Raw genomic sequence first — 9,392 nt, forward strand, 5'->3', positions numbered from 1 at the left:
AAATCCTTGTGCGCATGACTGGCCCTGTTTGCAGGGGTAGTCCGCTGCAAATGGGGGCGCCGCCGATTCCCGGAAGGGTTCGGATGAGCGCCACTTTGGTTTGCGATGTGTAGACCGAACTAAAATTTTTGGACGATGGAAAGAGCGCAATGCCCACCATTAATCAGCTGATCCGCAAGCCACGCGCCAGCAAGCCAAAGCGGAACAAAGTTCCCGCCATGGAAGCCAATCCGCAGAAGCGCGGTGTTTGCTCCCGTGTGTACACCACGACCCCGAAGAAGCCGAACTCGGCTCTGCGTAAGGTGGCCAAGGTTCGCCTGACCAACCAGCGCGAAGTGATTTCGTACATTCCGGGCGAAGGTCACAATCTGCAGGAGCACTCCGTTGTGCTCATCCGCGGCGGTCGTGTTCGCGACTTGCCGGGCGTTCGCTACCACGTGCTGCGCGGTGTTCTCGATACACAGAGCGTGAAGGACCGCAAGCAACGCCGTTCGAAGTACGGCGCGAAGCGTCCGAAGTAAGGAGATCGAGATATGTCCCGTCGTCACCGTGCAGAAAAGCGCGACGTTATCCCGGACGCAAAGTTCGGCGATCTCGTTCTGACCAAGTTCATGAATTCCCTGATGAAGGACGGCAAGAAGTCTGCTGCCGAATCCATCGTCTATGGCGCTTTCGAAATCGTCGAAGCCAAGACTAAGCAGGACCCGATCACGGTGTTCCATGGCGCCCTGGACAATATCCGTCCGGCCGTCGAAGTGCGTTCGCGCCGCGTTGGTGGTGCAACGTACCAGGTTCCGGTTGAGGTCCGTACTGACCGTCAGCAGGCTCTGGCCATCCGTTGGCTGATCGAATCCGCCCGCAAGCGCGGTGAGAACACCATGCGTGAGCGCCTTTCGGGCGAACTCATGGATGCCATGAATGGCCGCGGTCAGGCCGTCAAGAAGCGCGAAGATACGCACCGTATGGCTGATGCCAACCGTGCCTTCTCGCACTACCGTTGGTAGTAGGAGCTATTCATGGCACGCGAAACCGCCATTAATCTTTATCGTAACTTCGGCATCATGGCTCACATCGATGCTGGCAAGACGACCACGACCGAGCGCATCCTGTACTACACCGGCAAGAACCATAAGATGGGCGAGACCCATGATGGTGCTTCGACCATGGACTGGATGGAGCAGGAGCAGGAACGCGGCATCACCATCACTTCCGCAGCGACCACGACCTCGTGGAAGTCGCGTGATGGCGTGCAGCACCGCTTCAACATCATCGATACGCCCGGCCACGTGGACTTCACGATTGAAGTCGAACGCTCGCTTCGCGTGCTCGACGGTGCGGTTGCTCTGCTCGACGCCAACGCTGGCGTTGAACCGCAGACCGAAACCGTGTGGCGTCAGGCCGACAAGTACAATGTTCCGCGTCTCATCTTTGTCAACAAGATGGACAAGATCGGCGCCGACTTCTACCGCTGCGTAGAAATGATCGGTACCCGTCTCGGTGCAAAGGGCATCCCGGTTCAGATCCCGATTGGCGCTGAGACCGAGTTCAAGGGCGTCGTCGACCTGATCGAGATGAATGCTCTCATCTGGCACAACGAAGAACTGGGCGCTGCCTGGGACGTCGTCGAGATTCCGGCTGACCTCAAGGACAAGGCCGAGAAGTATCGCGAAGCCATGATCGAAGCTGCCGTCGAGATGGACGATGCAGCCATGGAAGCTTACCTCAACGGCGAGCTGCCGAAGAACGACACCATTCGTCGTCTGCTCCGCAAGGGCGTTGTCGATACCAAGTTCTTCCTCGTCTATGCAGGCTCGGCCTTCAAGAACAAGGGCGTTCAGCCTCTGCTCGACGGTGTTATCGACTTCCTGCCCTCGCCGACCGACATTCCGGCCATCAAGGGCATCGACGCCAAGACCGAAGAGCCGATCGAACGTCACGCCGACGATAGCGAACCGCTTTCGATGCTGGCCTTCAAGATCGCCAACGACCCCCACATGGGTTCGCTGACGTTCTGCCGCATCTACTCGGGTCACCTCGAAGCTGGCATCAGCCTGGAAAACACCGTGAAGGGCAAGCGCGAACGCGTTGGCCGCATGTTCCAGATGCACGCCAACAGCCGCGAGCAGATCACTGAAGCCTTTGCTGGTGACATCGTCGCCATCGTTGGCCTCAAGGACACCACGACCGGTGACACGCTGGCTCCGAGCAACTCGCAGGTTATCCTCGAGCGCATGATCTTCCCGGATCCGGTTATCGACATCTCCGTCGAGCCGAAGTCCAAGGCCGACCAGGAAAAGATGGGCCTCGCCCTGAACCGCCTGGCTGCCGAAGATCCGTCGTTCCGCGTCAAGACCGACGAAGAATCCGGCCAGACCATCATCTCGGGCATGGGCGAACTTCACCTCGACATTCTCGTCGACCGTATGCGTCGCGAGTTCAAGGTTGAAGCGAACATCGGCCAGCCGCAGGTTGCTTACCGTGAGACGATCACGCGTAAGACCGAAAAAGACTACACCCACAAGAAGCAGTCGGGTGGTTCGGGCCAGTTCGCTCGTATCAAGATCACTGTTGAGCCGGGTGAAGTCGGCAAGGGCCTCGAGTTTGTCAACGCCATCGTCGGCGGCGCTGTTCCGAAGGAATACGTCCCGGGCGTGTCGAAGGGTATCGAATCGGTCATGGGCGCAGGCCCGCTGATCGGCTTCCCCGTTGTTGACGTTAAGGTCACCCTGACCGACGGCGCTTACCACGACGTCGACTCCTCGGTGCTCGCGTTCGAAATCGCTGGCCGTGCAGGCTTCCGTGAGGCTCTTCGTGAAGCCGGTCCGAAAATTCTCGAACCGATCATGAAGGTTGAAGTTGTCACGCCGGAAGATTACATGGGCGACGTCATCGGCGATCTCAACTCTCGTCGTGGGCAGATCCAGGGCACTGAAGGCCGTGGTGTTGTCCAGGTCGTGAATGCGTTCGTGCCGCTTGCAAACATGTTCGGGTACGTGAACTCGCTGCGCTCCATGAGCCAGGGTCGTGCACAGTATTCCATGGTGTTCGATCACTACGAACAGGTTCCGCAGGCTGTCGCTGACGAAGTCCAGGCCAAGTACGCCTAAACCAGCGCAAGCTAGTCAAGAAACTCAACTGAATGTCGGCCATTGCGCTGACGAATTTGGAGAAAAGCGATGGGTAAGGAAAAGTTTTCCCGTTCCAAGCCGCACTGCAACATCGGCACCATCGGTCACGTTGACCACGGTAAGACCTCGCTGACCGCAGCGATCACCAAGGTGCTGGCTGAAGCCGGTGGCGCGCAGTTCAAGGACTATGCGTCGATCGACAGCGCGCCTGAAGAAAAGGCACGCGGCATCACCATCAACACCTCGCACGTCGAGTACGAGACCGCCAACCGTCACTACGCCCACGTCGACTGCCCGGGCCACGCTGACTACGTCAAGAACATGATCACCGGTGCTGCCCAGATGGACGGCGCGATCCTGGTCGTGTCCGCTGCTGACGGCCCGATGCCGCAGACCCGTGAGCACATCCTGCTCGCTCGTCAGGTCGGTGTGCCGGCTCTCGTCGTGTTCCTGAACAAGTGCGACATGGTCGACGATCCGGAACTGCTCGAGCTCGTCGAACTCGAAGTCCGCGAACTGCTGTCCTCGTACGAATTCCCGGGCGACGATATCCCGATCGTCAAGGGTTCGGCTCTGGCCGCTCTCGAAGATTCGGACAAGAAGCTCGGCCACGACGCCGTTCTCGAGCTGATGGCCGCTGTTGACGCCTACATCCCGCAGCCGGAACGTCCGGTTGACCAGCCGTTCCTGATGCCGATCGAAGACGTGTTCTCGATCTCGGGTCGCGGCACCGTGGTCACCGGCCGTGTCGAACGCGGTATCGTCAAGGTTGGCGAAGAAGTCGAAATCGTCGGCATCAAGGCAACCCAGAAGACCACCGTCACCGGCGTTGAAATGTTCCGCAAGCTGCTCGATTCGGGTGAAGCTGGCGACAACATCGGCGCTCTGATCCGCGGTATCGACCGTACTCAGGTTGAGCGCGGCCAGGTTCTCTGCAAGCCCGGTTCCGTGACCCCGCACACCGACTTCACGGCTGAGGTTTACATCCTCACCAAGGAAGAAGGCGGCCGTCACACTCCGTTCTTCGGCAACTACCGTCCCCAGTTCTACTTCCGTACCACGGACGTGACCGGTATCGTGACCCTTCCCGAAGGCACGGAAATGGTGATGCCGGGCGACAACCTGAACATCAACGTTCAGTTGATCGTGCCGATCGCTATGGAAGAAAAGCTCCGCTTCGCTATCCGCGAAGGTGGTCGTACTGTTGGTTCGGGCGTCGTCGCCACGATCCTGAAGTAAGTCTGTTTGAGACATTCGCGGCGCGCGATTAAGCGCGCCGCGATCTTTTTCCGTCAGGATTTGAGAAGATGAACGGTCAGAATATCCGCATCCGCCTCAAGGCGTTTGACCATCGCGTGCTCGATACGTCGACCCGCGAGATCGTCAACACCGCAAAGCGCACGGGTGCCCAGGTTCGCGGTCCGATTCCGCTGCCGACCCGCATCGACAAGTTCACCGTCAACCGCTCGCCGCACATCGACAAGAAGGCGCGTGAGCAGTTTGAGATCCGGACCCACAAGCGTCTGCTTGACATTGTGGACCCGACCCCTCAGACGGTCGATGCACTGATGAAGCTCGATCTCGCCGCCGGCGTCGACGTCGAAATCAAGCTCTAAGAATACAACAATAAGTTTCCGCGCCTGCCGCCAAAAGGGTCCTCTGAAACCATGACCCGGCAGAGCGCCAACAAGAAGGTATAACCGATGCGTTCTGGATTGATCGCACAGAAGCTGGGGATGACCCGCATCTTCGCCGAGGACGGCTCGCACGTTCCGGTCACGGTGCTGGCCCTGCAGAACTGCCAGGTGGTTGGGCAGCGTACCGTCGAGCGTGACGGCTACGTGGCTCTGCAGCTCGGCGCAGGCCAGGCCAAGGCCAAGAATGTCTCGAAGGCTGAGCGCGGCCAGTATGCCGTTGCTAAGGTCGAGCCGAAGCGTCACGTCGCGGAATTCCGCGTCGACGCTGAAAACCTCATCGAGGTTGGCGCCACCCTCAAGGCGGATCACTTCGCCGAGGGCCAGCTTGTCGACGTCACTGGTACGTCGATCGGTAAGGGTTTTGCCGGCGGTATGAAGCGCTGGAACTTTGGTGGTCTGCGCGCCTCGCACGGTGTGTCTGTTTCCCACCGTTCGATCGGTTCGACCGGTCAGCGCCAGGACCCGGGCCGTACCTTCAAGAACAAGAAGATGCCGGGCCACATGGGTGACCGTCGCATCACCACGCAGAACGTCAAGGTCGTCAAGACCGACGTCGAGCGCGGTCTGATCCTCATCCAGGGCTCGGTCCCGGGTGCCAAGGGCGCCTGGATCATGGTCAAGGACGCCGTCAAGAAGCCGGCTCCCGCGAACGTTGTCCTGCCGGGCTCGTTCGAGGCCGCTGCTGCGGGAGAAGCGAAGTAAATGGAACTCAAGGTAACCACTCTCGACGGTAAGGCCGCCGGTACGGTCGATCTCAAGGACGAAGTCTTCGGTCTCGAAGTTCGCCCTGACATCCTGCACCGCATGGTTCGCTACCAGCAGCTCAAGGCCATGGCCGGCACGCATGACGTGAAGAACCGGTCGGAAGGCGTGCGCACGGGCAAGAAGTTCGTGAAGCAGAAGGGTTCGGGCGGCGCTCGTCACGGCGACCGCAAGGCTCCGCAGTTCCGTGGTGGTGGCCGTGCATTCGGTCCGACCCCGCGCAGCCACGCGATCGATCTTCCCAAGAAGGTCCGCGTCCTTGCTCTGAAGCACGCTCTCTCGTCCAAGGCCAAGACCGGTTCGCTGGTTGTCGTGGACACCGTTGCTCAGAAGGAGGCCAAGACTGCGGCTCTCCGTACGACGTTCGGCAAGCTCGAATGGGCTAGCGCACTGATCATCGACGGCGCCAATGTCGACCAGAACTTCGCTCTGGCCGCTCGCAACATCCCGAATATCGACGTGCTGCCGATCCAGGGGATCAACGTTGTTTCGATCCTGAAGCGCGACAAGCTCGTCCTGACCAAGGCAGCGCTGGAAGCGCTCGAAGCGAGGTTCGCATGAACAAGCTTGCCGCTTACGATATCGTCCGTAACCCCGTCGTGACGGAAAAGTCGACGATGGCGTCGGAATACAACCAGGTCGTCTTCGACGTGGCGATTGATGCCAGCAAGACCGAGATCAAGGCCGCCGTCGAGCAGCTCTTCTCGGTCAAGGTCAAGGCAGTGAACACCCTGGTCCGCAAGGGCAAGGTGAAGCGCTTCCGCGGCAAGATTGGCGTCCGCAACGACGTTAAGAAGGCCATCGTGACCCTCGTCGACGGCCAGTCGATCGATATTTCGACCGGCCTCTAAGGGACAAGAGACAGCAAAATGGCTCTAAAGACTTATAATCCCACCTCCGAAGGCCGTCGTACCCTCATCACGACCGATCGTTCGGAACTCTGGAAGGGCTCTCCGGTCAAGTCGCTGACCGAAGGCCTGAGCAAGAGCGGCGGCCGTAACAACACCGGCCGCATCACTGCCTACCACCGTGGTGGTGGTCACAAGCGCTCTTACCGCTTGATCGACTTCAAGCGCGTGAAGTTTGACTCGGTCGGGACGATTGAACGTCTCGAATACGATCCGAACCGCACCGCCTGGATCGCTCTCGTCAAGTACGAAGACGGCGAACTGGCCTACATCGTTGCTCCGCAGCGTCTGGCTGCCGGCGACAAGGTTATCTCGTCGCTGAACACCGTCGACGTGAAGCCGGGCAATGCCATGCCGCTCGAGCGTATGCCGGTCGGCACCATCGTGCACAACGTCGAACTGAAGCCCCGCAAGGGTGGCCAGGTCGCCCGTTCTGCCGGTGCCTATGCCCAGTACGTTGGTCGTGACTCCGGTTGGGCGATCCTTCGCCTGAACTCGGGTGAACAGCGCCGCGTCCATGGTTCGTGCCTCGCCACCGTTGGTGCCGTGTCCAACCAGGACCACGCCAACACTTCGCTCGGCAAGGCCGGTCGCAACCGCTGGCTCGGCAAGAAGCCGGTCAACCGCGGCGTGACCATGAACCCGGTCGACCACCCGCATGGTGGTGGTGAAGGCCGTACCTCTGGTGGCCGTCACCCGGTTACCCCGTGGGGCAAGCCGACCAAGGGCAAGCGTACGCGTTCTAACAAGGCAACGGACCAGTTCATCGTTCGTAGCCGTCACGTGAAGAAGGGCAGGTAAGTCATGACCCGTTCAGTTTGGAAGGGGCCGTTCGTCGACGGCTATCTGCTCAAGAAGGCCGAGAAGGCCCAGACCTCTGGCCGCAACGATGTGGTCAAGATCTGGTCGCGCCGTTCGACCATCCTGCCGCAGTTCGTCGGCATCACGTTCGGCGTGCACAACGGCCAGAAGCATGTTCCGGTGAACGTCACCGAAGACATGATCGGTCACAAGTTTGGCGAGTTCGCCCCGACCCGTACCTACTACGGTCACGCGGCCGACAAGAAGGCCAAGAGGAAGTAAGATGAGCAAGCCAAAGACTGAGCGCGCTCTCAAGGATAACGAGGCCAAGGCTGTCCTGCGCATGCTGCGCATCAGCCCTCAGAAGCTGAACCTCGTCGCGCAGTTGATCCGTGGCAAGAAGGTTGAGAGGGCCCTGGCCGATCTCGAGTTCAGCCATAAGCGCATCTCCGGCCAGGTGAAGAAGGTGCTCGAGAGCGCCATCGCCAATGCCGAAAACAACCATGGCCTGGACACCGACGCCCTCGTCGTTGCCGAAGCCTATGTGGGCAACTCGCTCGTTATGAAGCGCTTCACTGCTCGTGGCCGCGGCAAATCGTCGCGCATCGAGAAGCCGTTCTCGCATCTGACGATCGTCGTCCGGCAAGTTGAGGAGGCCGCATAATGGGCCAGAAGATCAATCCCATTGGCTTCCGCCTGGGCATCAACCGCACCTGGGACAGCCGCTGGTTCGCCAACAAGGGCGAATACGGCACGCTGCTCCAGGAAGACCTGAAGATCCGCACCACGCTGATGAAGGATCTTAAGGCTGCTGCCGTTTCGAAGATCGTCATCGAGCGTCCGCACCGCAAGTGCCGCGTGTCGATCCACACTGCTCGTCCGGGCATTGTGATCGGCAAGAAGGGCGCTGACATCGACAAGATCCGCGCCAAGGTGAAGAAGTTCACCGACAGCGAAGTGCACATCAACATCGTTGAAGTGCGCAAGCCGGAAACCGACGCGACCCTCGTTGCCCAGGGCATTGCCCAGCAGCTGGAACGCCGCGTTGCATTCCGTCGCGCCATGAAGCGTGCAGTGCAGACTGCAATCCGCATGGGCGCCGGTGGTATCCGCGTCAACGTTGGTGGCCGTCTTGGTGGTGCCGATATCGCTCGTACCGAATGGTACCGCGAAGGCCGCGTGCCGCTGCACACCCTGCGTGCTGATATCGACTACGGTACGGCTGAAGCCGAAACCACGTACGGCATCATCGGCATCAAGGTTTGGGTCTTCAAGGGCGAAGTCCTTGAGCACGATCCCTCCGCCCATGAGCGTCGCGCCACCGAAGGTGGTGGTGAAGGTGGCCAGCGTTCCGAGCGCGAACCGCGTCGTGAACGCGGCGACCGCGATCGCGAACGCGCATAAGAAGGTTGAACGAATATGCTGCAACCGAAGCGTACTAAGTTCCGTAAGGCCCACAAGGGCCGCATCCATGGCCTGGCCAAGGGTGGTACTGATCTGGCATTCGGCTCTTACGCACTCAAGGCCACTGAGCCGGAACGCGTTACGGCCCGTCAGATCGAAGCCGCCCGTCGCGCGATCACTCGCGAGATGAAGCGTCAGGGCCGCGTGTGGATCCGGATTTTCCCGGATCTCCCCGTCTCCAAGAAGCCGACCGAAGTCCGTATGGGTAAGGGTAAGGGCTCCGTGGAATTCTGGGCAGCACGCGTAAAGCCGGGTCGCATCGTTTTTGAGATTGACGGCGTACCCGAAGACGTTGCAAAGGAGGCGCTTCGCCTCGGAGCAATGAAGTTGCCGATTACCACGCGCATCGTTACGCGCATTGTCGACTAAGGACACGAGCATGAAAGCCAGTGATGTGCGGAGCAAAACCGCAGACGAACTGAAAGATCAGCTCGTCGACCTTAAGAAAGAACAGTTCAACCTGCGTTTCCAGCGCGCTACTCAGCAGCTGGAAAAGCCCGCCCAGGTCAAGCAGGTCCGCCGCGATATCGCGCGGATCAAGACGATCCTCGGCGAAAAGAACGCAGCTAAGTAAGGAATAAAACCCATGCCAAAGCGCGTTTTGCAGGGGACTGTTGTCTCCGACGCTAACG

General features: G+C 59.8%; 14 protein-coding genes. All 14 read left to right on the plus strand.

Features of this window, described 5'->3' with window-relative positions:
- Positions 1 to 149 precede the first annotated feature (149 nt).
- The 14 genes from rpsL to rpmC all read left to right on the plus strand — a co-directional run bounded on the left by rpsL (position 150) and on the right by rpmC (position 9,334).
- On the plus strand, positions 150 to 521 hold the full coding sequence (gene rpsL, locus J0I64_RS06150; RefSeq protein ID WP_035080811.1) for a 30S ribosomal protein S12: 372 nt from the start codon (positions 150 to 152) through the stop codon (positions 519 to 521).
- 12 nt (positions 522 to 533) lie between these two features.
- Positions 534 to 1,004: a 30S ribosomal protein S7 gene (gene rpsG / locus J0I64_RS06155; protein WP_291406727.1), complete on the plus strand. Its 471-nt coding sequence runs from the start codon at positions 534 to 536 to the stop codon at positions 1,002 to 1,004.
- Positions 1,005 to 1,016: 12 nt separating this feature from the next.
- On the plus strand, positions 1,017 to 3,107 hold the full coding sequence (gene fusA, locus J0I64_RS06160; RefSeq protein WP_291406728.1) for an elongation factor G: 2,091 nt from the start codon (positions 1,017 to 1,019) through the stop codon (positions 3,105 to 3,107).
- Between the two features lie 69 nt (positions 3,108 to 3,176).
- Positions 3,177 to 4,367, plus strand: coding sequence for an elongation factor Tu (tuf, locus tag J0I64_RS06165; protein WP_291406729.1), 1,191 nt, complete (start codon positions 3,177 to 3,179; stop codon positions 4,365 to 4,367).
- Between the two features lie 68 nt (positions 4,368 to 4,435).
- Positions 4,436 to 4,744, plus strand: a complete 309-nt coding sequence (gene rpsJ, locus J0I64_RS06170; protein WP_035080820.1) for a 30S ribosomal protein S10 — start codon at positions 4,436 to 4,438, stop codon at positions 4,742 to 4,744.
- Between the two features lie 87 nt (positions 4,745 to 4,831).
- The gene (gene rplC / locus J0I64_RS06175) at positions 4,832 to 5,527 is read left to right on the plus strand and encodes a 50S ribosomal protein L3 (RefSeq protein ID WP_291406730.1); all 696 of its coding nucleotides are present in this window, start codon (positions 4,832 to 4,834) and stop codon (positions 5,525 to 5,527) included.
- Complete coding sequence (gene rplD, locus J0I64_RS06180) at positions 5,528 to 6,148, plus strand: 50S ribosomal protein L4 (RefSeq protein ID WP_291406731.1); 621 nt, start codon at positions 5,528 to 5,530, stop codon at positions 6,146 to 6,148.
- Positions 6,145 to 6,438 (plus strand): 50S ribosomal protein L23, encoded by a 294-nt coding sequence (locus tag J0I64_RS06185; RefSeq protein ID WP_046141109.1) that lies wholly within the window; start codon positions 6,145 to 6,147, stop codon positions 6,436 to 6,438. Before rplD ends, J0I64_RS06185 begins: the two co-directional genes overlap by 4 nt.
- Before the next feature lie 18 nt (positions 6,439 to 6,456).
- Positions 6,457 to 7,296 (plus strand): 50S ribosomal protein L2, encoded by an 840-nt coding sequence (rplB, locus tag J0I64_RS06190; protein ID WP_291406732.1) that lies wholly within the window; start codon positions 6,457 to 6,459, stop codon positions 7,294 to 7,296.
- Positions 7,297 to 7,299: 3 nt separating this feature from the next.
- Complete coding sequence (rpsS, locus tag J0I64_RS06195; protein WP_046141107.1) at positions 7,300 to 7,578, plus strand: 30S ribosomal protein S19; 279 nt, start codon at positions 7,300 to 7,302, stop codon at positions 7,576 to 7,578.
- 1 nt (position 7,579) lies between these two features.
- Entirely contained in the window at positions 7,580 to 7,960 is a 381-nt protein-coding gene (rplV, locus tag J0I64_RS06200) for a 50S ribosomal protein L22 (protein ID WP_291406733.1), read from the plus strand.
- The gene (rpsC, locus tag J0I64_RS06205; protein WP_291406734.1) at positions 7,960 to 8,700 is read left to right on the plus strand and encodes a 30S ribosomal protein S3; all 741 of its coding nucleotides are present in this window, start codon (positions 7,960 to 7,962) and stop codon (positions 8,698 to 8,700) included. Before rplV ends, rpsC begins: the two co-directional genes overlap by 1 nt.
- Positions 8,701 to 8,715: 15 nt before the next feature.
- Positions 8,716 to 9,129, plus strand: a complete 414-nt coding sequence (rplP, locus tag J0I64_RS06210; RefSeq protein ID WP_291406735.1) for a 50S ribosomal protein L16 — start codon at positions 8,716 to 8,718, stop codon at positions 9,127 to 9,129.
- A 10-nt stretch (positions 9,130 to 9,139) separates the two neighbouring features.
- On the plus strand, positions 9,140 to 9,334 hold the full coding sequence (gene rpmC, locus J0I64_RS06215; protein WP_046141103.1) for a 50S ribosomal protein L29: 195 nt from the start codon (positions 9,140 to 9,142) through the stop codon (positions 9,332 to 9,334).
- The last annotated feature ends 58 nt before the right edge of the window (positions 9,335 to 9,392 follow it).

This window comes from Devosia sp., assembly GCF_017307565.1.
In the GTDB taxonomy this organism is placed as follows: Bacteria; Pseudomonadota; Alphaproteobacteria; order Rhizobiales; family Devosiaceae; genus Devosia.

Coding starts and splice junctions, on each gene's coding strand:
- rpsL (WP_035080811.1), top strand. CDS start 150: ATGCCCACCATTAATCAGCTGATCCGCAAGCCACGCGCCAGCAAGCCA.
- rpsG (WP_291406727.1), top strand. CDS start 534: ATGTCCCGTCGTCACCGTGCAGAAAAGCGCGACGTTATCCCGGACGCA.
- fusA (WP_291406728.1), top strand. CDS start 1,017: ATGGCACGCGAAACCGCCATTAATCTTTATCGTAACTTCGGCATCATG.
- tuf (WP_291406729.1), top strand. CDS start 3,177: ATGGGTAAGGAAAAGTTTTCCCGTTCCAAGCCGCACTGCAACATCGGC.
- rpsJ (WP_035080820.1), top strand. CDS start 4,436: ATGAACGGTCAGAATATCCGCATCCGCCTCAAGGCGTTTGACCATCGC.
- rplC (WP_291406730.1), top strand. CDS start 4,832: ATGCGTTCTGGATTGATCGCACAGAAGCTGGGGATGACCCGCATCTTC.
- rplD (WP_291406731.1), top strand. CDS start 5,528: ATGGAACTCAAGGTAACCACTCTCGACGGTAAGGCCGCCGGTACGGTC.
- J0I64_RS06185 (WP_046141109.1), top strand. CDS start 6,145: ATGAACAAGCTTGCCGCTTACGATATCGTCCGTAACCCCGTCGTGACG.
- rplB (WP_291406732.1), top strand. CDS start 6,457: ATGGCTCTAAAGACTTATAATCCCACCTCCGAAGGCCGTCGTACCCTC.
- rpsS (WP_046141107.1), top strand. CDS start 7,300: ATGACCCGTTCAGTTTGGAAGGGGCCGTTCGTCGACGGCTATCTGCTC.
- rplV (WP_291406733.1), top strand. CDS start 7,580: ATGAGCAAGCCAAAGACTGAGCGCGCTCTCAAGGATAACGAGGCCAAG.
- rpsC (WP_291406734.1), top strand. CDS start 7,960: ATGGGCCAGAAGATCAATCCCATTGGCTTCCGCCTGGGCATCAACCGC.
- rplP (WP_291406735.1), top strand. CDS start 8,716: ATGCTGCAACCGAAGCGTACTAAGTTCCGTAAGGCCCACAAGGGCCGC.
- rpmC (WP_046141103.1), top strand. CDS start 9,140: ATGAAAGCCAGTGATGTGCGGAGCAAAACCGCAGACGAACTGAAAGAT.